At 37.2% G+C, this 23,863-nt stretch carries 25 protein-coding genes; 2 read left to right on the plus strand and 23 right to left on the minus strand.

All coding sequences use genetic code 11. The annotated features are described in order from the left end of the window. Positions 1–49 precede the first annotated feature (49 nt). On the minus strand, positions 50–748 hold the full coding sequence (prsW, locus tag GNT69_RS07570; protein WP_203554353.1) for a glutamic-type intramembrane protease PrsW: 699 nt from the start codon (positions 746–748) through the stop codon (positions 50–52). A 96-nt stretch (positions 749–844) separates the two neighbouring features. Between prsW and GNT69_RS07575 the strand changes: the two genes are divergently transcribed. After that, entirely contained in the window at positions 845–1,813 is a 969-nt protein-coding gene (locus GNT69_RS07575; protein WP_203554354.1) for an asparaginase, read from the plus strand. Positions 1,814–1,916: 103 nt separating this feature from the next. On the opposite strand, the gene GNT69_RS07580 is transcribed toward GNT69_RS07575, so the two are convergent. The 9 genes from GNT69_RS07580 to GNT69_RS07620 all read right to left on the minus strand — a co-directional run bounded on the left by GNT69_RS07580 (position 1,917) and on the right by GNT69_RS07620 (position 10,403). After that, positions 1,917–2,888 carry a YpdA family putative bacillithiol disulfide reductase gene (locus GNT69_RS07580; protein WP_203554881.1) on the minus strand — a complete coding sequence of 324 codons (972 nt, stop codon included), beginning with the start codon at positions 2,886–2,888 and terminating at the stop codon, positions 1,917–1,919. 107 nt (positions 2,889–2,995) lie between these two features. Continuing rightward, positions 2,996–4,273, minus strand: coding sequence for a Glu/Leu/Phe/Val family dehydrogenase (locus GNT69_RS07585; RefSeq protein WP_203554355.1), 1,278 nt, complete (start codon positions 4,271–4,273; stop codon positions 2,996–2,998). A gap of 109 nt (positions 4,274–4,382) precedes the next feature. Continuing rightward, a complete protein-coding gene (locus GNT69_RS07590) occupies positions 4,383–4,958 on the minus strand; it encodes a genetic competence negative regulator (protein WP_203554356.1) in 576 nt (191 codons plus the stop codon). A gap of 100 nt (positions 4,959–5,058) precedes the next feature. Further along, entirely contained in the window at positions 5,059–5,874 is an 816-nt protein-coding gene (locus tag GNT69_RS07595) for a metallophosphoesterase (protein ID WP_481747607.1), read from the minus strand. Between the two features lie 107 nt (positions 5,875–5,981). After that, positions 5,982–6,440, minus strand: a complete 459-nt coding sequence (locus tag GNT69_RS07600; protein WP_203554358.1) for a YpbF family protein — start codon at positions 6,438–6,440, stop codon at positions 5,982–5,984. Between the two features lie 91 nt (positions 6,441–6,531). After that, complete coding sequence (locus GNT69_RS07605; RefSeq protein WP_203554359.1) at positions 6,532–7,257, minus strand: LysM peptidoglycan-binding domain-containing protein; 726 nt, start codon at positions 7,255–7,257, stop codon at positions 6,532–6,534. Further along, positions 7,257–7,853 carry a CPBP family intramembrane glutamic endopeptidase gene (locus GNT69_RS07610; RefSeq protein ID WP_203554360.1) on the minus strand — a complete coding sequence of 199 codons (597 nt, stop codon included), beginning with the start codon at positions 7,851–7,853 and terminating at the stop codon, positions 7,257–7,259. The genes GNT69_RS07605 and GNT69_RS07610 overlap by 1 nt, the downstream gene beginning before the upstream one ends. Continuing rightward, positions 7,840–9,345 carry a RecQ family ATP-dependent DNA helicase gene (locus GNT69_RS07615; RefSeq protein ID WP_203554361.1) on the minus strand — a complete coding sequence of 502 codons (1,506 nt, stop codon included), beginning with the start codon at positions 9,343–9,345 and terminating at the stop codon, positions 7,840–7,842. Before GNT69_RS07615 ends, GNT69_RS07610 begins: the two co-directional genes overlap by 14 nt. A 2-nt stretch (positions 9,346–9,347) precedes the next feature. After that, positions 9,348–10,403, minus strand: coding sequence for a YpbB family protein (locus GNT69_RS07620; protein WP_203554362.1), 1,056 nt, complete (start codon positions 10,401–10,403; stop codon positions 9,348–9,350). Between the two features lie 278 nt (positions 10,404–10,681). Between GNT69_RS07620 and GNT69_RS07625 the strand changes: the two genes are divergently transcribed. After that, a complete protein-coding gene (locus tag GNT69_RS07625) occupies positions 10,682–10,930 on the plus strand; it encodes a ferredoxin (RefSeq protein WP_203554363.1) in 249 nt (82 codons plus the stop codon). A gap of 77 nt (positions 10,931–11,007) precedes the next feature. On the opposite strand, the gene GNT69_RS07630 is transcribed toward GNT69_RS07625, so the two are convergent. The 13 genes from GNT69_RS07630 to GNT69_RS07690 all read right to left on the minus strand — a co-directional run bounded on the left by GNT69_RS07630 (position 11,008) and on the right by GNT69_RS07690 (position 23,827). After that, positions 11,008–11,784 carry a peptidoglycan DD-metalloendopeptidase family protein gene (locus GNT69_RS07630; protein ID WP_203554364.1) on the minus strand — a complete coding sequence of 259 codons (777 nt, stop codon included), beginning with the start codon at positions 11,782–11,784 and terminating at the stop codon, positions 11,008–11,010. 185 nt (positions 11,785–11,969) lie between these two features. Beyond that, positions 11,970–13,169, minus strand: a complete 1,200-nt coding sequence (locus GNT69_RS07635; protein WP_203554365.1) for a negative regulator of sigma-X activity — start codon at positions 13,167–13,169, stop codon at positions 11,970–11,972. After that, entirely contained in the window at positions 13,153–13,692 is a 540-nt protein-coding gene (gene sigX / locus GNT69_RS07640) for an RNA polymerase sigma factor SigX (RefSeq protein ID WP_203554366.1), read from the minus strand. Before sigX ends, GNT69_RS07635 begins: the two co-directional genes overlap by 17 nt. Before the next feature lie 242 nt (positions 13,693–13,934). After that, complete coding sequence (locus GNT69_RS07645) at positions 13,935–15,716, minus strand: ATP-binding protein (protein ID WP_203554367.1); 1,782 nt, start codon at positions 15,714–15,716, stop codon at positions 13,935–13,937. Further along, positions 15,713–16,429, minus strand: coding sequence for a response regulator transcription factor (locus GNT69_RS07650; protein WP_203554368.1), 717 nt, complete (start codon positions 16,427–16,429; stop codon positions 15,713–15,715). Before GNT69_RS07650 ends, GNT69_RS07645 begins: the two co-directional genes overlap by 4 nt. A 218-nt stretch (positions 16,430–16,647) precedes the next feature. After that, complete coding sequence (ccsB, locus tag GNT69_RS07655; RefSeq protein ID WP_203554369.1) at positions 16,648–17,835, minus strand: c-type cytochrome biogenesis protein CcsB; 1,188 nt, start codon at positions 17,833–17,835, stop codon at positions 16,648–16,650. After that, on the minus strand, positions 17,828–19,477 hold the full coding sequence (gene resB, locus GNT69_RS07660; protein ID WP_203554370.1) for a cytochrome c biogenesis protein ResB: 1,650 nt from the start codon (positions 19,475–19,477) through the stop codon (positions 17,828–17,830). The genes ccsB and resB overlap by 8 nt, the downstream gene beginning before the upstream one ends. A 27-nt stretch (positions 19,478–19,504) precedes the next feature. Continuing rightward, complete coding sequence (resA, locus tag GNT69_RS07665) at positions 19,505–20,026, minus strand: thiol-disulfide oxidoreductase ResA (RefSeq protein ID WP_203554371.1); 522 nt, start codon at positions 20,024–20,026, stop codon at positions 19,505–19,507. A gap of 55 nt (positions 20,027–20,081) precedes the next feature. Continuing rightward, positions 20,082–20,813: a 23S rRNA pseudouridine(2605) synthase RluB gene (gene rluB, locus GNT69_RS07670; RefSeq protein ID WP_203554372.1), complete on the minus strand. Its 732-nt coding sequence runs from the start codon at positions 20,811–20,813 to the stop codon at positions 20,082–20,084. A gap of 149 nt (positions 20,814–20,962) precedes the next feature. Next, the gene (locus tag GNT69_RS07675; RefSeq protein ID WP_203554373.1) at positions 20,963–21,493 is read right to left on the minus strand and encodes a spore maturation protein; all 531 of its coding nucleotides are present in this window, start codon (positions 21,491–21,493) and stop codon (positions 20,963–20,965) included. 7 nt (positions 21,494–21,500) lie between these two features. Next, entirely contained in the window at positions 21,501–22,088 is a 588-nt protein-coding gene (locus GNT69_RS07680; protein WP_203554374.1) for a nucleoside recognition domain-containing protein, read from the minus strand. Next, complete coding sequence (locus GNT69_RS07685; RefSeq protein WP_203554375.1) at positions 22,081–23,211, minus strand: D-alanyl-D-alanine carboxypeptidase family protein; 1,131 nt, start codon at positions 23,209–23,211, stop codon at positions 22,081–22,083. Before GNT69_RS07685 ends, GNT69_RS07680 begins: the two co-directional genes overlap by 8 nt. A 127-nt stretch (positions 23,212–23,338) precedes the next feature. Then, entirely contained in the window at positions 23,339–23,827 is a 489-nt protein-coding gene (locus tag GNT69_RS07690) for a DUF3907 family protein (RefSeq protein WP_203554376.1), read from the minus strand. Positions 23,828–23,863: the final 36 nt, after the last annotated feature.

The raw sequence follows: 23,863 nt of genomic DNA on the forward strand, positions 1-23,863 counted from the left end.
TTATATTTTGTAAAATGTGGGGTTTTATACTAAAAAACAAAAAAAAACCTCATTTCCCTGAAATAAAGGTTTTTTCAAACATAACATGATTCTCTTGATAATGTTTTGTGCTCATTATCCGGGCTTTTTTTACTTTCTTTAATCCTAAGTACCAAAGGAAAACCATAAATGGAATCATTAATAACAGCCAGTCTTCACGTGTTATTAATATATAATTGTAACTTCCGTGTAATAGAACAGGAATAAAAAGTGATAAAAACAACATTTTATTCTTTGATTCTGTCGAGAATTTGCTTTTTCCAAGATAATAGCCCATAATAACGCCAAATAATGCATGACTTGAAACAGGTAAGAGCGCACGGCCAAGTGCATATTCTAATCCATTTGCAAATAGATAAAAAATATTCTCTACAGTAGCAAAACCTAATGAAACAGCTGCTCCGTAAACGATGCCATCATATGGCTCATCAAATGAAACATGTTGGTAAACGGTGTAAAACAAGATGAACCATTTAAAGAACTCTTCAAGAAAGCCCATTGTAAAAAAAGGCTCAAAAAATAATCCTTGCATTACGTTTTCCTCTTTAAGGACATACTGGATAAACATAATTGGAAAAACGAGCAAGGAACCGAATATAAACGTTTTAAACACAACAGAGATTGGCTCTGAATCGTATTGATCCTTTAAGTAGAAAAAACTCAGGAGTGCCAAGCCAGGAGCAATCCCAGCAGCAACAATTCCAAGCATCCGGCGATCCTCTTTTCAATTTTTTTATAATCGTACCACGATATAAGCAGAAAGAAAATGGATTATCTAGTTTTAATTGCAAGGAGGTTTCAATTAATGAAAAATATACTTTTAATCCATACTGGCGGAACAATTTCAATGAGTGAAGATACAAGCGGCAATGTGAAACCAGGAGCGAAAAATCCTTTAACAGAAGTCGGAGAACTTTTGAGCAGCTTAGCAAACCTAATTATTGAAGAACCGTTTAACCTTCCATCTCCACATATCACATCAAATGAAATGATCGTCCTAAAAAAAATTCTCGAACGCTACAACGAGCAAGCAGAAATAGACGGAGCAGTTATTACACATGGGACAGATACACTTGAAGAGACAGCTTTCTTCCTAGACCTTACAGTTCAAGTGGAATTTCCGATTGTTGTTACCGGAGCTATGCGCTCAAGTAACGAAATAGGTTCTGATGGCCTTTATAACCTTATTTCTTCAATAAGAGTTGCTTCAAGTAACGAAGCACAGAATAAAGGGGTACTTGTTGTATTAAACGATGAAATTCATACGCCAGAGAATGTAACAAAAACACATACAAGCAATGTCTCAACCTTTCAAAGTCCACAATTCGGACCGATTGGAATCGTTACAAAACGCGGCATTTTTTTCCACCATATGCCATCCGTTCGAAAAAAGTACAATATCTCTAATCCCTCCAAGCAGGTTTTCCTTTTAAAAGCACATACCGGAATGGATTCCTCTCTCCTCTTAGCTGCAAGGGATTTAAAGGTGGATGGTATCGTAATTGAAGCTCTCGGGCAGGGAAACATGCCTCCTGCTACAATGCCAGGGATAAAGTCTTTGCTTGAAGCACAAATCCCTGTAGTTATTGTCTCTAGGGCATTTAATGGGATTGTACAGGATACATATGCATATGCGGGCGGTGGCAAACGCTTGAAAGAAATGGGCGTGATTTTTGCTAATGGCCTAAACGGACAAAAGGCTAGAATAAAATTGTTGATTGCTCTTACAAATACGAATGATATGAAAGAAATTGAAAAGATATTTAGTTTTTAAAGTCAGTCGCATCTACTTCGGAGGTTACAAAAGAGAAAAATGAGTATCAAGGTATCAAAATTTAATTGGCAGACTGCGTAAGCAGCCTGCCAACAAGCCATTCTTATATTTCTCTATCCGCTATTATCGCTCGTGCAATCTTTCCACCATGGAAGCGGCCATTTTCAATAAAGATTTCATTCGCATTATTACCTGCAGCTAAGACACCAGCAATAAAAATCCCTTTGATATTTGTTTCCATCGTATCAGGATTAAATACTGGACGCCCGGTATCATTTTCAATTTGGATGCCCATTTGCATTAAAAAAGGATGATCCGGATGATAACCTGTCATTGCAAACACAAAATCATTTTCAATCTTTCGTTCATTGCCTTCTTGTTCATAAATTAGTTCCTTCTCCTTTATTTCCTTAACATGGGCGTTAAACTGCATGTTAATTACCCCATTTCTGACATGTGAATCAAACTCAGGTAGAATCCATGGTTTGATACTCGGAGAATATTCCTTCCCTCTATATAAAACGGTAACTTTTGCTCCAGCTTTTACGAGCTCTAAAGCGGCATCAACACTTGAGTTTTTCCCACCAATAACAACCACATCCCTGTCAAAGTATGGGTGTGCTTCCTTAAAATAATGGGACACTTTTGGGAGGTCCTCCCCTTTAACTCCCAAATAATTAGGATTGTCATAATAACCAGTTGCAATGACAACATAAGAGCTTTGATAAACATTTTTATCTGAAACGATTCTATATAATCCATTTTCTTGTTTTGTGACCGACGTAACTTTTTCGAAAGCTTGAATCCGAAGCTGCTCTCGCTTTGCCACTTCACGATAATAAACTAGAGCTTGATTACGCTTAGGTTTATGCTGTTCTGTTATAAAAGGAATATCGCCAATTGAAAGCTTTTCACTGCTACTAAAAAAGGTTTGATGTGTCGGATAATGGTATATCGCATTCACTATGCTTCCTTTCTCTATGATGATAGGGTTTTTACCGACCCTTTTTAATTCAATCGCTGCTGACAAGCCACATGGCCCACCGCCAACAATCACAACATCCTCATTTTTTATTTTTAACATTATGTTCTTCCTCCCTATGTAACATCAAGCGTTTTTTTCAACAAAAAAATCCCCTACTTAAATGATAGGAGATTTTTTAAAAGGATTCAACGTGCGAATTAAATCCACCCTCTAAACCTGCTTGCTTCAGCCATTTTACGAACACCAACCATATAAGCAGCCAAACGCATATCCACTCGTCTGCTTTGGGATGTGTTGTAAATATTATCAAATGCTTTAACCATTACTTTTTCGAGCTTTTCTTCAATTTCTTCCTCTGTCCAATAATAACCTTGATTATTTTGAACCCATTCAAAATAGGATACCGTTACTCCACCAGCAGAAGCTAAGACATCCGGAACTAACAGAATGCCACGATTCGTGAGGATTTCTGTTGCTTCTAACGTAGTAGGACCATTTGCTGCCTCTACAACGATTCTTGCCTTTATATTATGTGCATTTTCTTCTGTAATTTGGTTTTCTATTGCAGCTGGGACGAGAATATCACACTCTAATTCCAGTAATTCTTTATTTGTAATTGTATTATTAAAAAGTTTTGTGACCGTTCCAAAGCTATCGCGGCGGTCAAGTAAATAATCGATATCAAGACCATTTGGATCATATAGTGCACCATACGCATCGGAGATTCCAACGACTTTTGCCCCTGCATCATGCATAAATTTTGATAAAAAACTTCCAGCGTTTCCAAAACCCTGAACAACAACTTTGGCACCTTTTAAGTCAATTCCCCGCTTCTTTGCTGCTTCATGGATACAAATGGTTACTCCTTTAGCTGTTGCTGACTCGCGACCATGTGAACCTCCGAGAACAAGAGGTTTCCCAGTAATAAATCCAGGGGAATTAAATTCATCTATTCGACTATATTCATCCATCATCCACGCCATTATTTGCGAATTTGTAAAGACGTCTGGAGCTGGAATATCCTTTGTCGGTCCAACAATTTGACTAATTGCACGGACATAACCCCGACTCAAACGCTCCAATTCTCGAAAACTCATATCTCGCGGGTCGCAAATAATCCCGCCTTTTCCTCCACCGTAAGGTAAATCTACAATTCCACATTTCAAACTCATCCATATTGATAGCGCTTTCACTTCTTTTTCGGTAACATTTGGATGGAAACGGATTCCACCTTTTGTAGGACCAACTGCATCGTTATGCTGTGCTCTGTAACCAGTGAAAACTTTGACCTTACCATCATCCATTCTGACAGGAATTTTTACGGTCATCATCCTTAACGGTTCCTTCAAAAGTTCAAAAACCTCATCCGGATAACCAAGCTTTTCTAAAGCCTTATGAATTACAGTTTGCGTAGAGCGCAGGACGTCAAATTTCTGATCTGTATTTACGTTCCCGTCATTTTGTGCAGCTACCATTCTTGAAATCCTCCTAAATACGGTTGTAGTACGCTTTCATGACATAGTATACACCTTTCGTTTTTTAATGCAAGAAAAAAGCGAAACAGCAGTCGATTCTGACTGCTGTTTAGTAAAAATGTTTCACTAGCTCTTTGACTGCATTTTCTTTAATGATTTCTTTTCCATACTCCATCAAACGATGAATACTAAATATAGATGGGTTACCGTATTCAGCTAATAAAGAAACTGCTTTCTCAGCATCTAATTGGTGATTATTCATCGACAAATAATATATTTGCTTTAAGCTGTACAAGCTTCCGCCTTCAATACCAGCATCAAACATCCGTTTCGCTAATTGGATGACGTGATCAATATCCGAAAATTCGAATAAGATAATTTCCCGTCCTTCCATTGTAACTTGCATTTCAATAAAGCCATCATCTACGTAATCCTCTTGATAATCTTCATTCATTGTTACAATCATGACCATGCCTTGTGCTTGAAGTGAAAAAATCTCTACAGCAACTGTTCCAAGAATTTCTAAATCAAATTCATCACTGGCTTCTTCGAGCATATCATGAAAAAGTTGATTCCATTTCATTGAATCTTTCCATATATCTTCCTTTGTCAACCCACGATCCGATAAATCGTCCGTCGTTAGAAATATTTTAATTTTGTTATATGTTAACCTTTCTAAGCGCATAATTTATGCCCCCTGCCGTCAACGGAACTCTTGTTTATAGTCTATGAATTTATTCCAAGATGGTGAGTTCTTTTGTCATGAGTTAAGCATAATCACTTAACTAATCCCCCAATATTTCCCCTTTTTCCACTCCACCAGAATCAGAATGCCTAATTGTAATCAAATGGGTCTCGGCTTTTGCTCCAAGTCTAAGCGGAACAGCCGTTGTCCCATATCCGTTACTGACAAATAACGTCGTGTTGCCGACTTTCTTAACCCCACCTTTTTCATAAGGACCGAAACCGAAAATGCGAATTTGCCCACCATGAGTATGGCCGCTTAATAATAATTGAATGTTTTGCTCAGTTGTTACCGACCGAATAATTCTCGGATCATGACTAACGAGAATTTTAAAATGTGTATTTTTTACTTTTCTTAGAGCTTCTTGTAAATGATCTCCCCTTGTTGAAAGATCATCAACACCAACAAGAAAAAACGCTTCTCCTAAAGGGGATTGGAATTGAACAGAGCGATTATCTAAGATTATTACGCCCAATTTCATTAGAAGCTCTCTATAGCTGGTTTGTTCTAACTCGTAATCATTATTCCCCCAAACAAAGTACGTAGGACCTAATTTGCATAACCTACGAACATTTTCTTCCACCTGTTGGAGCTGAACCCCTTTTTCCGCAAGATCTCCACCAATGATTACGATATCCGCTTTGTCTTTTACATTTGCAATCATCTTTTCGGACACCGTACGCCGATGAATATCGGAGATTAAAAAAATCGACCATCGGTTAAAACTAACTGGAAAATCGGGAAAAGATAGTTGGTGTACAATCGTCCGATCCGTATGCGCTTCCTTATACATATAAATAAGAAGGCAAGCGAAAATTAAAAACAGAACGGACACAATGACATAAAAGATTTCCACATCCATTCCCCTCTATATGAAATAAAAAACCCCCCATACTTTCGTATGAAAGGCACTTTCCTTCATAGAAATTTTAACACATCAGTAATTATTGAAGTTACTTTCCCTTATTTATTCTCATGATAAAGATTAATATCATAGTTTTTCTTCATCATTTCAAATACGTGATGTCTATTTTTCCATTCATCTTCTTTTTTCCATAAATCCTTGCTTTTATCTATAATTTCACATCTTAGCGCATGATATTCCTTTTCAGCTTTATCCCTCTTCTCTCGTAACAAATTCATTAATCCAAATAAACCACCAGTTAAGATGAGAAGATACAAATTAGCTGAATAACTAAAAAACGCTGAAAATATTTCGTAAAAAGAATATGAATAAGGTTTAATGGTGGTGTGATATAAGTATAAAATAAATACTCCTGCCATGCCAATTGTAAGCACCATGATTATCAAATGATTATTTTTAAAATCATCATACTTTCGTTTTCTTTTTACTACATTTTGTAGCATCTGTTTAGTTGCCTGATCCGTCCGTTCATCTAACTCCAAAATTGAATGTTCCATCATCCACCCTCCTCATAAAAAATTATGAACTTGTCCTGATAAATATGCTTATGCTTGGAAACAAAAAAAAAGCCAGAGGAAATCTGACTTTCTAGTCTAATAATGGGATGATTAAAACTTGTCCCGCTTGAACATTATCTCCGTTTAGATTATTTTTTTTTTGAATGAGCTCCATTCCTTCTTGGGAGCGATAATACTTTAAGGAGATTCGGAAAAGATTTTCCCCCTTTTTAACTGTATGATAAATAACTTCCTCTGCATGTGTTTCCTCTACTTTTCTTTCTCGATCTTCAGTCTCGCTCCCTTGAATATTCGGAGCTGCAGGGACAGAAACCTCTTTCTTTTCAACCGCATCTCTACTATCTATCTCTTTTAATTGATTAGACTGTAGCGAACCCTTACTTTCATACATTTCATTCCCCTCAGTTAAAGGCGCTGGTTCGATTGATTCGGTTAGGTTCTTAGCCTCAGGAAGTAACGAGTTTTCCACTTGATTATGATTAGAATGGTCTAAGTCGTTTTCTATACTAATTTTTTCATACCCTGATGACTTAATTGGATGAATGTTAACCTTCTCGTTTATACCATTAAGATAATTGTACGCACTATAAATGGTGATTGGCAACAATATAAAAAATAGGACAAGTAACCGAATAATCGGATATTGGATCTTCCAACTGTTTTTAGAGCCATTCTTTTTTCTATGTACTTCATTCCGCGGGGGCAATTCCTCCCTATCAGTTCTGATTTCCTCCTTACGTTCTAACTTTTTCCGCGTTCGTTCTGCCTGGTCACGATAAGGATATTCTTTATTCATTAGACATCAACCTGCCTACCTAAAGTTCTATAACGAATAAATACACCAAGAAGAAAATCAATCGTAAAATGCATGGCAACAGTTACAGCTAAATTTTCAGTGACTAAAAAAATGTATCCAATTATGAAACTGACAAAGATAATGTTAAGAAATAAAAACCAATTAAATAAATACCGATAATGGACAAGGGCAAAAATGATACTTGATATGACGATGCCAAAATGGGTTTGGATGACTCCACGAAACAAAATTTCTTCACTAAATGCGACAACAGCTGAAATAATAGCAATATGGATAATATTTTTATTACGAAAGATCCGTTCATTCAAACCGCCATCATCATATAGTGATTTAGGGAGAAATCTCATTAAAACAACGTCAATTATAACAATCGCAATCCCAACTAAAACGCCTATCTGCCACACATATGGGTCAGTCCACTCGAAAAGTGATACCAAATCAAATAAATTTTCAAATAAGATAATCCCCAAAACAAATGCGATCGTAAGGAGGATAATTTGGGTTAAGAAAAGATGGAACAAAAGCTCCCTATCTGTTAATCCTTTGATTAACTGGTTGTATTCATTTTTTTTCATTTTCATCGCTCACTTGTCTTAATAGCATCGAGGCCAAATCGATTTTCCAATTGTAGTTTGTCAAAACGGTTTCGGCTGGAAGATTTTTATTCATAAAAACATCTATACTAAAACCACAATTGTTACAACAATTTTCTGTTTTCGAAGCACTGGTTTCACCGAAGTAATGAAGCAGAAAACTTCTTTTACAATTGTTTTCCTGGATATATTCAATCATTTCAAAAATTTTTCTTTTTTTCACCTGTAAGCGATTAACAATATATTGCTTTAAAAGCTCACTCACTTTCTCAAAATCAGTTCCCTCAGTTTCATGGATAAAATAATCCACAATTCGCCACTGAGTTTCAGTAAAATTACATGAGGCTATAAGCTGCTCCTGTTCTTTCAGGTCTCGAAAAGAAAGCTGACTTTCCTTCAGGAGTGTAAAAAAGTGATCGATTTGCTCATATTCTGGAAGTTCACTTTCAGCCAAATGGAAACTTAGCTGTTCATCGCCCGGAGAATATAGAAGAATCGCAATACTCTCCTTTCCATCCCTCCCAGCTCTACCGAATTCTTGTAAATAAGCTTCCAACTGAAGAGGGATATGATAATGGATAATAAACCGAATATTATCTTTATTTATCCCCATTCCAAACGCACTGGTGGCACAAATAATATTTAGTTGATCATGAATGAATTGCTGTTGAATTAAGATCCTGCTCTCAGGATCAAGCCCACCATGATACGCCATTGCTTGCTCACCTTGTATACGAAGCTTATTGGCCATTTTTTCTGCCAGTCTTTTGCTTGAAAAATAAATAATACCGGGGCCTTGTAGGCGACCAGCCAGTTCAACCGCCCGTTCCCACTTTTCTCGTTGACTCACTTCCTCAACTTCGAGGGCAATTTCAGGCCGATCTACAGAAAAGATAAACTCCTCCCATGATTCAAGGTGTAGATAGCGAGCGATATCTCTTCTAACTTCCTCGGTCGCTGTAGCTGTCAAAGTGATTGTTAGAGGTTTTCCTAATTGATTCCTTATTTCACCAAGCTTCAAGTAATCAGGTCTAAAATCATAGCCCCACTGCGAAATACAGTGAGCTTCATCTACGACAAATAAGGAAATTTCTAACTCCTTTAATATTTGAATAATCTTCATCGTTTGTAGCATTTCCGGAGACACAAAAATAAATTTATACCGCTTAATATGCATTAGAATGTTGAATTTTTGATCACGTGTTAAAAAAGAATTAATAGCAACAACCCTTTTTTCTCCCATCGCTCTCATTTGTTCTACTTGATCCTGCATCAAAGACAACAAGGGGGAAACAATGATAATGTGGCCTGAAAAAATGTAGCCAGGTAACTGATAGCATAATGATTTTCCTGTTCCAGTAGGTAACACCGCAATTGTGTTTTTCTTACTTAGAACAGACTCGATTACTTCTCGTTGGCCTTCACGAAAATTGGAATAACGAAAATATTGATATAATACTTTTTCTATCTTCATTTTTATCCACCATTTCTAGCTAGCACAAGCCTAATTTCAAAATAATTTGCGTCTTCTACCTTTTGACGAATGTCTCTCAATTTCCTTGAAGAGAGCTCCTTAGCCGCTTTAATTATTCTTTCCGCTTTATCTGGTTCAACATATCGATGTAAATCGAAGGACTTTACATGTAGCGCAATCTCTACAATATGGTCCTCAATCGTATTCATTTTCAAATTTCGGATATGAGTGATCTCCTTCAAAGAATAGCCCATTTTTAAAAATTCATATGTTTTTTTAGTGGAAAGGGTTAAAGGTGATGGTGTGTTTTCTTCACTAATTAATCCGCTTAAATATGGAAACTGGTTCCTGCTCTTACATATTGCGCTAATTAAATAATGGAGAGTATTTAAAAATTGATGATGATAGTATAATTCTTCCATTTTTAGCTTTTCAGCTATTTGCTTCGGAGTTAAACCTATTTTTTTAAAGCCTGTCAACCTTAAAACGAGGACTGACGGACAAATGAAGTCCTCTTGACTTAAACATAAGACCAATTCCTTATAAAGCTCACTAGCTAAATCATGCCGATCGATATTATGTTGTTTTAAATAAGATTTTAACCAGACGAATCCCTCTTGTTTATTATGAACTGGAATGAAGCCTTTATTATAATGAATAAGATTTGAACTTACTTGAATCAACAGAGACAATCTATCCCAAAATAAACCTGATAGATGATGATATTCCCATCCCGCTAAAAAACTTGGCGGAACTGGAGTTTTCAAACTATATTCTCTGAGCTCATCATGACCCATTTTTGTCAACTGAAAATGGTCTTTCACTGTTTCGCAAAGATAAGCTTGAGCGTAAAGCTGTCCTACTATTTGATCTATTTCTACCCTCGTAATGAGGGGATCTGACAGAAAAAATGAAGTTAATTTAAAAAAATGAGCATCCTGAATCGTTTGAGCTGACTTCTTCCCTTGGAATAAATGGAACAGCGAATAGATTGAACGTTCTGCATTTAGTTGCTTAAAGCAATAAAGAAAAACAGCTTGTTTATAGCTTATCGACATTCCATCACCTTTTAGTTAATATTGCTTGTGATTATTTTTATAAAGCGGCATATACTATTGATTACCGTATCGTATACTCTTCTTATTTTAGCACGAATCGACAAATTATGATGATATCTTATCGAAATGCACACAAAAAACCCACTGATAAGCATTCTCAATCTTTTTTTTATTGAAAAGTTGGTGAGACAGTCTTACAATATACATGAGGATTACGTTTTCAAAAATTTTTCTACGAAAACGATACCAAACTGTTTATAATATGGGAGGTTTTTTTTATGGCAAAGTACACAATCGTTGACAAAGAAACATGCATTGCCTGTGGGGCATGTGGTGCAGCAGCTCCAGACATTTATGATTATGATGATGAAGGAATCGCGTTTGTAACACTTGATGAAAATGAAGGAATTGTTGAAATTCCTGATGTTTTATTAGATGATATGATGGATGCATTTGAAGGCTGCCCAACTGATTCAATTAAAGTAGCTGATGAACCATTTAACGGTGATGCATTAAAGTTTGAGTAGAAATCATAATTATAGATAAAAAGACATCCCTGTCATGAAACTGACAGGGATGTTTTTTATTAATTACAGTAGTAGCCTTAATCAACACCAACTTTTAATGTTTGACCTTCAGCAATGACATCGTCTGATAGTCGATTCATTTCCATAAGCCTCTCAACCGATGTATTATACGTTTTGGAAATCGACCAAAGGGTTTCTCCTGATTGAATGATATGCATTCTATATTCATCTTTTTTTGAATGGTGAGGATTATTTAAATACTTTTTAGTTGCCATTTTTTGATTTACAGACAAGCGGCCAACTGTTTCGATAGAATCTTCAAATTTTTTCTCATTTGCATAAACAAGTTGTCCAACCTTTGTCGAGCCTAATGCCTCTTCGGGGTCAATTGCATTCTCCTTACTATAGGTCCACTCTTCTTCATGTACTTCAAAATGCAAATGCACCCCAGATGAATCACCTGTATTTCCCATTTGACCAATTAACTCTCCTTGGTGAACCGACTGTCCTTCAGAGACATTTCTCTTACTTAAATGGGCATAAACCGTCTCAAGATTATTTTGATGTTTAATAAAAATCACATGGCCGTATGTATCTGAGTAGTATGATTTACTCACTATTCCTGCATCCACTGCATATATAGCGGTTTGTGGTTCAGCTGCAATATCAATTCCTTTATGTGTCCCATGTCTCGTTCCATATACATCCGTAATCTTACCGTCTGTCGGCCATATCCAATCGTCGGTGAGAACATTCAAGTCTTCTGCTTTAGGATGTTTGCCGTCAATACAAAACAGACTTAAAAAGATGGGGAAAAGTCCGCAAACAAGCAAACGTCTAATAAAGATTCCCATTTTTTTCCTCCTAATTACTTTTATTCGAACTTCTCTTGGGGCAATTTCATTCGAAGTTGGTTGACCCAATTCAACTTTGTTCAACAGAACGACCCCATGTATAATGAAAACATGGTGTTATTATTTGGTAACCAGCTACTGATTTATTCAGAAATAAGGAAAAAAGCCTGGCTGTTCACCAGACTTTAGTCTACATTCATTATTTTCTTGTTAGGCGCAACAGGAACATAGATGTCTTCTGTAAGATTGAATGGGCCAATTTGTTCAACGTCAGCACTCTCCAATTTGACTGTCGTGTATCCAAAGGTTTTGGCCGTTAGACTAATCGCCTCGATACTATAAACGAAATCCTCATTCAACTTTGACCCTTCTGCTACCTTTAGTTTAAGCGTTTCAGAACCTTGTTCAACACTCGAAAAATCAATGTTCACTTCTTTAGGAAGGGAAGCCTTTAGACCAAGTTCATCCTGGTCCATTCCCATTTCTGCTAATGCCTCTGCTATGTTATCAAAAGCATCTTCAGTGGGGACAATATATGGACGTTCCTTTTCCCCGTCATATAGGAAGAAATAGGCATGTCGCTTTGTATTAAAATTATCAAGTTCATGCTGTTCACTATAATTACCAAGCATAATTCCCTTTTGGCCATCAGTCGTGAAAATAATTTTCTTCACCTTTTCTTGAGGAAATAAATTCTTAAGTGTAGCTATAAACATCGTTTCAGAAGCCGATCCACGCCCATATCCGTGATTGCTAGGCAAATCTACTTGAACGGTTTGATTCGCTTCATTATAGTCTAATTTTGCATTTAGCGGATAGTAATTAGCTAACCCCCACTCTTCTTCTTTCAGCTTCCCCATCGTATCCTGAAACTGCTCAAACCACGTTTTATTTTGCGCTTTTCCGATCATTACTGTTACCGGGACTAATACTTGCGCATTTTTATCTGGTATCGGGAAGGTGAATGCTTGATATCCTTCAAGGTCAGCAGCATATACTGAGGTTGGCTCCACTGTCGAAACATCCATCATATGCTGGTTCTCAGTATCACTAATTTCTTCCTCGTACATTAAAGGTCCATTTTCAAACAATGTTTGGAAATTTTCCTCTTTTGCCGTTTCTTCTTCGAGTGATGTGTCAATTGAAGTTTGCGCGATTTCGCTATGGTTTTTATCGTTCTGCCAGCCGATTATGGTTGGAGAAAGAATAAACAGGAGGGAACCAACAACAGTGAAGGCAGCAGTAGGGAATAACCAATTTGGCACTTTCACTTTCTTTCTTTTCATATTAATATTTTTATAGATTTCATTAGGTTGCCGATTATCAGTCACCTTTGGAAGCTTTTTGAGCAATTCCTCAAGCTTGTAGTCATTTCGATTTCTCACGAGGCATCACCTTCATTTCCATTTCTTCCATATGCTTTTTAAGAGCTTTTATTGCTCTGTGCTGAGTTGTTTTCACTTTACTTTCAGTCCAAGAGAGAGATTCCGCCGTTTCGCTAATTGACAAATCATGAACATATCTAAGAAGGATGACCATTTTTTGGTCTACTGTACACTCATCTAAACATTGATAGATCATTTGAATTTCTTCCCTCTGTTGCGTTATTTCATCAGGCAAAGGCATATTATCCTTTACTTGAACAGTAGAAAAATCGAGTTTTTCGAGAATGCGTTGCTTCCATCCCTTTTGTTTACGAAAATAGTCAATAGCAACATTCTTTGCAATCGAAAAAAGCCATGTCTTTTCACTGCTATTTCCCTCGAATCGATCATACGCTTTCATTACACGTATATAAACCTCCTGTACAAGGTCTTCTGCTTGTTCTCTATTTTTAACCATATAAAATAAAAATCTATATAACTCTTGGTGATATTTTTGATACAAATCATCAAAAACGGAGTCCATCAGCTTCTCCCCTCCGCACTCATAAAATTAGTCGTATTTATGTATAAAAAGTTTCATCTTTACTATATTCTTATTATTTAAAAAAAGAAAGAATTGATTTTCATCTAAAGCACTAATACCTTGCTTAGTAATAAGTTATTCTAGTAGCAAAAATTTTTCTGGCAATAGAAAAACCTACCCATAGGATAGGTTTTTTCGTATGTTTGTTTCTTGTGAATCAAGAAAAATCGCCAAGATTTTTATCATCCAACCGTATTTCGGGGAATGTAAAAGGAAAATGTCGTTCCGTGTCCTACTTTGCTCGTTACCGAGATATTCCCTTTATGGGCATCAATGATATTCTTAGCAATCGCCAGCCCTAAGCCTGTTCCGGAACGACCACGCGTTCTAGATTTATCGCCTTTATAAAATCGTTCAAATAAGAATGGGAGATCCTCTTCAGGTATACCTGGTCCCTCATCACTCACTTGAAATAATAATAGACCTCGGTCCGTTGATTGTACAGAGACTGTTATCGATGCTCTTTCAGTATGCCTTATTGCATTATCAAGTAAATTGGTTAAAACCTGTTCAATCCGGTCAGCATCAAAGGAGTATTCATTCTCATCCAATTCAAATTCAATTTTCAATTCATTCTCTTTTTCCTTAGCAAGCGTTTGGAATTTACGGATAATCCGATTCATATAAGGCCTCAAATCGACGTTCTCTACGTCTAACTGCATATGTCCTGACTGTAGCCTAGCTAAATCCAATAATTCATTTACTAATCTACCCATACGGAGAGATTCATCATAGATAATTTGAGCCATCTCTTGCTTTTCTTCATTTGTTTCTGCAATCCCATCGACAATTGCCTCACTGTACCCTTGAAGCATGGAGATTGGTGTGCGTAATTCATGGGAGACGTTAGCAATAAAATCATCTCTTAATTTATCGAGCTTACGTTCTTCAGTCATATCCCGTATTACGGCCACAGCGCCACGAATCGACTTTTTATTAAATAACGGACTTACGATAATCACCCATGTACGTCCCTGAAGAGTGACTTCTCCCACTTGTTCCTTTACCGTACTTACAGCCATTTGAAAAAGTTCCATCACTTTTGATGGGACTGCATCGGTATTTTCATTCGCTCCTTGTTCATAATACCAATAACGTAAAAATTGTTCTGCAGGTGGATTCGTAATTAAAATTGTCCCATCTCGGTTAAACGTGATGACACCATCTGCCATGCTACTTAAAATACTTGAAAGTTGCTCCTTCTCCTGACTTAAAGCATTCATGTTAAATTTTAATTGCCTTCCCATCTGGTTAAAGGCAGTTCCTAATTCACCGATTTCATCATTTGTCAGGATTGGAACTTTTGTATCAAACTTTCCTCTTGCTACTTCAAAGGCTACTTCACGCATTTTTCGTAATGGCGCATTGATTCTAGTCGATAGAAAGAATGCGAAAATTGTCGTGAGAACGATTGCTACACCAGCAGCTACTAGAATGAATTTTGTTGTTTGCTGTATTGTTTCTTCCATGACCTCAAGGGACTGATAAATAAAAACTGCACCATCGTCGCCTTGAAACCCATGTACGGGAACCCCTACGATAAAATATTGGGTCCCACTACGATCATTTTCTGGGTAGGTAATAATTTTATCTATTGTTTGATCTTCTTGAAAAACAGGAAGAAAATCATCATCATTTATAAAGTAGGAGGCTGGAATATTCGGTAAATCCACCGTGTTCGGAGAATAAAAATACGTCTCCTCATCCATTACTACGGCTGCATTCGTTACTTCATCAAGTAACCCCCATGATATTTCAAGCCCTATCCCTTGTTCCCCTCCACTATGTTGTTCAAGATTTAGAGAGATTTTCTTCGCTGTGTAGGTTAAATCATTTCTAGCTTCGTTTATCGTGTAGTTTTCGAAAAACTCTAGCAACAAAACGGTTAAAATGGATAAAACAAAGGAGACAAGCAAAAGAATTGTAAACCATAGTTTACCTACAACACTCCGCCAAAACATCATTCATTGACTACCTCAAATTTATAGCCAACCCCCCATACCGTGACGATCATCTTTGCTGCTTGCTCAGAAACTTTATTTAATTTCTCTCGCAAACGCTTAACATGTGTATCCACCGTTCTTAAATCACCAAAAAACTCATAATGCCATACTTCTTTTAGAAGCTGTTCGCGATCAAATACTTTATCTGGTGCTTTTGCGAGGAAATATAATAATTCATATTCCTTAGGAGTCAAACTAACTTCATTTCCGCCTGCGGTTACTCGATGTGCATCATTGTCAATTGTTAGATGAGGGAACACAATCACATCTTTTGTTGTTGTTTCAGTCTGTAGATAACTTGTACTAGATGAACGGCGAAGCATCGCTTTTACCCTTAGTACTACTTCCCTAGGACTAAACGGTTTAACGATATAATCATCCGTCCCAACTTCAAAACCTTGAACACGATTTACTTCTTCACCCTTAGCCGTCAGCATAATGACCGGTGTTGATTTCTTCTCGCGGAGTTCGCGACAAACTTCAATTCCATCCTTACCAGGCATCATTAAATCCAGCAAAATAACATCGTAGTCATTTGCTAGCGATTTTGCTAAAGCCTCATTCCCATCTTCTGCTTCATCAATAATATAGTTTTCACGCTCTAAATACATTTTTAATAATCTTCTAATTCTTTCTTCATCATCCACTACTAATACTTTAATTTCCTTCTCCATTAAAACAATCCCTCCTACGAATAATTGTACTGAATGAAATCGTTCGTTGCTATTGTTTTTTACCTGTTTGATAATGTTAACCTTAGTATTACCTAAAAACAGACACACTTTTATCATATTTTGTTCATGTTTATGACAATATAAAAAAATAAATCAAGTAGATGTTTTGAAAAAACCTTCACTGAGTTCAATAGTGAAGGCTCTGTTGATGAAACTGATTAAGATCCGGCATATGAATGCAAACCAGCAATGACCAGGTTTACGACAATTAAGTTAAACATGATAATCGCAAAGCCAATAACTGCGAGCCATGCAGACTTTTCCCCATGCCAACCTTTGGACAATCGCAAATGTAAAAAGGCAGCATAAAATAGCCATGTAATAAGTGCCCATACCTCCTTAGGGTCCCATCCCCAAAACCGGGTCCAAGCAATTTGAGCCCAAATCATCGCAAAAATTAACGCCCCAAGGGTAAAAACTGGGAAACCAATTAAAACGGAACGATAGCTAATCTCATCTACTAAATCAAGATTTACATTTTTCACAAGTGGTTTGAGTGATGCAGCCACCCGTTTACGCAGAATTAACCTGAGTAACCCATAAAGGATTGCACCGACAAACAATGACCAAATAACTGTATTTAGTCTTTTCGCATTGATAATTGCTGGAACTTCAACTAATGGCGTGAAGGCACCGTCTGTTGTCAACTCCCACTCATTTGGCCCAATAATTGCTGGCATTTCGTATTCATATACGGCTTGCACGCCATTTTTATCAGTGAAATTAAAATTCGCTTCATAATCTGTGATTGAGAATCCTACTGCTGCTACAATAAAACCGATTACACTTATCATTGAAAACATGACGAATTCCAACCAAAAAGTACTCTTACTCTTTTTTGTTTGATCAATTGCTTTTATTAAGTAAATTAGTCCCGCAGCAAATGAAATGGCTAAAATAGCTTCTCCTAAAGCAGCCGTTATTACGTGAATATGTAGCCAGTCACTTTGTAGAGCTGGGATTAGTGGTGAAATTTCCCTTGGAAACATACTAGCATAAGCAATAATTAATATTGCCACTGGCAATGTAAATACTCCTAAAAGCGGTGTTTTGTATATATAATAAATAACGATGAACGCCCCAACAAGACATAACCCAAAAAAGGTAGTAAACTCAAACAAGTTGCTGACAGGAGCATGCCCTGCAGCAATCCAGCGCGTAATAAAATAACCTACTTGTGATATAAAACCAATGATCGTAATGATGATTGCCAACTTCGCCCATTTGTTTGTTCCTTCTTGTTTTTCCCCTGTCTTTTTCGCCTTAATTGCACCACCAAATAATGCCGTTGCAATAAAATAGAGGATAAATGATATATATAATAAATTACCGCTCAACTCAACCATAATTCTCCCCCTTATCCTTGCTTTCTTGATCATCAAGCTGATCTTTTGGAACATCTAAATCTGTCCCTGAAAAAACAACCTCAAGTTCCCGTTTTAAACCGTACCAGTTTTTATTCGAATGTGCCGCAAGCCAAATTTGCCCGTCTCCTGTCTTTCTTACCCATAAACGTCGGTGATTCCAATAAGCTCCTTGGACAACCCCAATCATAAAGATGATTCCCCCAAAAGAAATAACCCATAGAGTCCTATCTTTACGTACGGTTAAACCTGTAACATTTTTCGTTTCCACCGCTTTGAAAGTCATCTTATAATCATTATCACCAAATGGTTCAATCGTCTGCTGAATGGCTACGAAACTAACTTCTCCATCTGGATAATCTGGGGTGTTCATTTCGAAAATAAACGCTGGATTATTAGGTATACGTGATTTTGTTGCTGGTTCACCGTCAGCGTTAAACTCAAAATCCGGAAAATAGCTGATTACTTTCACAGAATAGCCATTTCCTAAATCATAGGTTGTTTGTGGGTTTGTTAAATGAATATGGACATCGCCAAACTCTTCCCCAGTTTCTTTATTTTGTAAGGAGAACGTCATTTCACTTAACTCATTTAATTTATAATCAACCTGATAAAGGGCCATCCCGTCCACCTTTAAAGGTTCATTTACACGGATTTCAGCGTCTCTGATCTTATTTAGCTCTGGTTCTTCCCCAGCGACCGTATTACCGGCCGTCTCATAAAGGGTAACATTTGCTTGGTACGTTTTCACGACACCTTGATTTCGTTCAAGAGCTCGTTCAAAAACTTCAGGATCTGTTTCTTTATCATATAGTTCTACGATAAATTGATGATGCGTAAGATAGTATTGGCCATCCGTCTCGGGAATGACTCTCGTTTCACCTTCACGAATCCATAATGTTTCATCAATGTACATTCCTGGAACAAAGCGAAGCATCGAACCAATTAAGAAAATAATTAACCCAATATGATTAACATATGGACCCCACCGTGAAAAGCGGTTTTTTTCCGCCAAAATATCGCCATTTTCTTCACGGATTTTATATCGTTTCGCGATTAAATTTTTCTTAAGAAGCTCGAAAGAGTCGACCTTTTTTGGAGACTCCGATATACCAAACAATCTTTGGCGTTTTAAAAAACCTTCATGTCTAGTTACACGCTGATTATTCAGTGCTCGATATAACGGAATAACTCGATCTAAACTACATATTACTAAAGAAATTCCAATCGATGCGATTAACAGTAAATACCACCATGAACTGTATAAATTGTGGAAGCCAAGATCATAATATAGCTTTCCGAACCATCCATATTGATCATAATAATATTCCGCTGCGGGCATAATCGGTGGAATGTACATTTGCTGTGGCAGGATTGTTCCAATAATAGAAGCCAATAATGTTATCACAATCAACCATACGCCTACTTTTACAGAAGAGAAGAAGTTCCAGATCTTATCAATCATTGTTTTATTATACGTTTGTGACCTTCTCGAACTTCCTTCGTAACGCATATCGAGAAGCTTACTATCTTTTTTACTGTCTTCGAGTATTTTCCCACAAGATTCACAAAGGACAGTCCCGTGCGGATTCACATGCCCGCATTCACACTTTACTTCATTCATCTCCAAAACTCCCCATTTTTGTTTGCATTACGGTTGAATTTCTTCCATAAACTGATTAACCATTTGCTGAGTCAACTCCCCGGTATGTGAACGAGTGACCACTCCATCCTTATCAATTAAAAAAGTAATCGGTAAAGGATTAATCCCGTATGCCGTTTGTACTGTACCATGATCAATCATCACTGGAAAGCTTAAATTATGACGTTCAATGAAATTATTGACAACTAACTCAGATTCTCCAACATCAACCGTAAGAACCTTTACACCCTTATCTTTAAAATAATGATAAGCATTGTCAATATACGGCATTTCTCGCTCGCAAGGCTTACACCATGTTGCCCAGAAATTCAGAAAAACCCCTTCTCCTCGATAATCTGAAAGCTGATGCCTCTCACCATTCATATCTACTAAAGCGAAATCTGGTGCTGTTTTCCCAATTTCTACTTTTTGTATATTATCTTTTGTGAAATTGGCATAAAGAGTATATCCAACAGCAACGGCAAGAATCGCTAATATAAACATTCGTATAAACAATCGCTTTTTTTTCATTTGCGAAACCTCTCCCCTTTGTTAAACGTTGTCTATAATATACTAAAACAAAATTCTACTTTTTACGCTTTTCCATCGCTAACGTACGGAGCTGTTTGACTTCATGTGGAGTTAATTCTCTCACCTCTCCTGCATTTAGTCCATGAAGTGTAACGGTACCATATCGTTCTCGTTTTAATTTAAGCACAGGATGGCCAATTGCCTCAAACATTCTCCTAACTTGGCGATTTCTCCCCTCGTGTATCGTTAATTCTACGATTGATGTTTGTTTCTTCTTATCGATTGATAATAGCTTCACCTTTGCAGGTGCTGTTTTCCCATCCTCTAGACGGATCCCTCTTTCTAGGCTTCTTAATTTTTCCTTTAACGGGATTTCTTTTATTTTTGCTACATATACTTTTTCAACCTCACTGCTCGGATGCATAAGCAAATTCGCAAACTCGCCATCATTCGTTAATACCAATGCACCCGAAGTATCAAAATCCAGTCTCCCCACCGGATAAATTCGTTGCTCAATATGGTGAAAATAATCCGTAACTACTTTTCTCCCTTTATCATCTTTTACACTTGAAATAACTCCGCGCGGTTTATAAAAAAGAAAATAGACCGGTTCTTCTCGCTCTAATGGAATTCCATTGACCTCTATTTTATCAGAGGGTCCTACCTTCGTTCCTAATTCCTTCACTACGTTGCCATTTACGGTCACTTTGCCTTCAAGAATTAACTCTTCCGCTTTTCTTCTTGAAGCAACGCCGGCGTGGGCAATTATTTTTTGCAATCTCTCCATGCTGGTCACCCCTATTTTCATTCTTCATCTAATCATTATTTTGCTAGCTTGCCATCCTTATGAATTATGACATAGTTTTCTTTGTTTTCAAAGCATCACAACTTAAAAAAAGGTACCCTTCATCAAGGCACCCTGAAAAAATCACATTATTATTTAAACAACAGTGTTACTACGACGATCGCCGCAATAAATCCAACTAAGTCAGCTAGTAACCCTACTTTGAGAGCGTCCCCCATTTTCTTAATTCCCACAGCTCCAAAATAAACAGTTAATACATAAAAAGTTGTGTCTGTGCTCCCTTGAAGTGTAGAAGCGAGTCTTCCAATAAATGAATCAGGACCATGTGTGGCAATGATATCGCTCGTCATCCCTAACGCTGCATTTCCGGAAATCGGACGGATAATCGCGAGAGGAATAATGTCTGCCGGTATCCCTATTTTTTCAAGAAACGGTCGAATCATATCAATCAAATGATCGAGTGCCCCTGACGCCCGAAAAATAGAAATCGCCACCATCATCCCGACAAGAAAGGGAATAATCGAAACCGCCATCTTAATTCCTTCTTTTCCACCCTCGACAAATGTTTCGTAGGTTGGGACCTTTTTTAATGTTCCATAGATTAAAATAAATCCAATAAGAACAGGGATAAACCAAAGTGATATCGCAGAAATGATTTGCATGCAAACCTCATCCTTTTCGGCTTCTTCGATAATAAAAATACCTGTCAATTAATATTGCTGCAATCGCTGAAATCATTGTAGCAATAAGTGTAGGACCGACGATTTCAGTTGGAGAAGCAGAGTCATACGTGATTCTTATGGCAATCACCGTTGTCGGGATAAGCGTAATACTAGATGTATTGATGGCTAAAAACGTAATCATCGACCGACTGACAGTGTCCTTTCCCCCATTTAAAGCCTTTAACTCCTCCATTGCTTTTATCCCTAATGGTGTCGCTGCATTTCCGAGTCCAAATGTATTTGCCATCATATTAGAAAGGATGTACCCCACTGCTGGATGATTTGCTGGAACTTCAGGAAATAACCTTGTGATAATTGGCCGGAACAACCGAGCCAGCTTCTCTAACAACCCTGCTGTTTCAGCAATTTTCATTATTCCGAGCCAGAATACAAGAATACTAATTAAACCGATACATAGGGTTACGGCCTCTTGAGCCCCTTTAAAAATCGCTTCATTTACCTCATCCATCGTCCCATTTACACCCGCGAATACAAGACCAATAATTGTCATAAATACCCAAATATAATTAACCATCGGCCCTCAAACCTATTACAGAAGTGAAAATATTTTTAAAATAATCATAGAATGATTTTTTTTCATCTACCGAATGGCGATAAAAAATGGGTACTTCTTTTATCTTATTATTACCAACATAAACAACTGCCTTGCCAACAATCTCTCTAACTTCCCCATCTCGCTGTGGTTTAAGTAATTTGTACTCCACATTGACCAGCTTCTGTTCTTCAGCCGTTAAAGGATAAATTATAGCGTGTTCAAGATATACCCTATCTTTATAATGCGGGTCAACGATGCTCTTAATGCCCCCCTCTGGCAGAACTTCTACAATATCGTACTCAGCAAATCCAGTCTCAAACATATGGATGTGATCATTCCAATCATCAGGACCATTGAGTGTAACGGCGATCATTTCAAAATCACCCTTCGCTGCAGTTGTTACCAATGTTCTTTTTGCTCTTTTCGTATAACCTGTTTTCCCACCTGTAGCATGTCTGTATAAATCAGTTAAAAGCCTATTCTTATTTCTCCAAACGTAATCCCACGATTCATTAGGATTTGGTGCACGATGAACCTTTGTACCTGCTATCTCTTTATACTTTTCATTATTTATTGCATATTTGGTTAGAAGTGCCATGTCATACGCAGTAGAATAATGGTCCTCATGATCATCTAACCCATGAGGGTTTGCAAAACGGGTATTTGCCATCCCAAGTTCAAGCGCTTTTTGGTTCATTAAAAACACAAAGCCTTCAAGGCTACCACCGACATGTTCTGCAATGGCGACAGCAGCGTCATTCCCCGAGCGCAGCATTAAACCATATACAAGATCTTCGAGTAACATCTCCTCGCCAACTTTAAGATAAAGAGAGGATCCTTCTGTCCCAGAAGCCCGATTGCTTACTTTTACCTTTTCTCTCAATTTCCCTGATTCAATTGCCAGAATAGCTGTCATAATTTTCGTGATACTCGCAATTCGTTCTGGTTCATGTGCTTTTTTTTCATACAATACCCTACCAGTATGCTGTTCCATTAATATTGCATTTCTTGCACTAACTGATTCAACAGCTCCTACTGAAACAGGGATTGTTTGAAAAATTAGGATACTTAGCATGATCAGCATAAATATTTTTTGTTTCATTAACAGCCCTCGTCTCTTTTTTGGCAGTTTGTACAAGTTTATGCAGGACAAGGGTTGTTATGACTGAAAAAAGAAAGGAGCTTAACAAAACAAAAAAAACGGCTAAATCAGCCGTTTACAACTTCGTTTATTTAGAATGTAACATTTTCGTTCGGTAGTTTGTTTCGTAATATTCCAATTCTTCTCTCATCCTTTGAAAATCTCCTTCAAGTGAAAGAAGAAGTTCTTCTATGCTCACTGGTACGTTCTCACGAAATTTAATTGCGTTCTTTCCTGTATAAGCTGAGCGACTATCCTCATACCAGACATCGTTTTTTGGAGCGAAAAATTCCTCTATGCAATGAGTATATACTCGATAAAGGGTCTTTTCTGCAGCAGCTTTTGCAAATGGTTGAGCCTTCGCGACTACGATACAAGCGTCCAAAGCCTCCTCACAAAAAACCGTAAGTTTACGAATCGTCGAAAGAACCTTCTTATTATATTCTTCACTTCCAGGTTTTTCAGTCTCTAATCCACCTAATGTCGTTGTATTCAAAAAAAGTTCAAATTTAGAAACGGTTTGTCCGAGAAAATCTTTTACATCATCTATTTGTGTTTCAACAATTTTATTCCCCAAAATATACACCTCCACTTTATGAAGCTAAAGCATAAA

The organism is Bacillus sp. B15-48 (genome assembly GCF_016879755.1).
Classification (GTDB): Bacteria; Bacillota; Bacilli; order Bacillales; family Cytobacillaceae; genus Mesobacillus_B.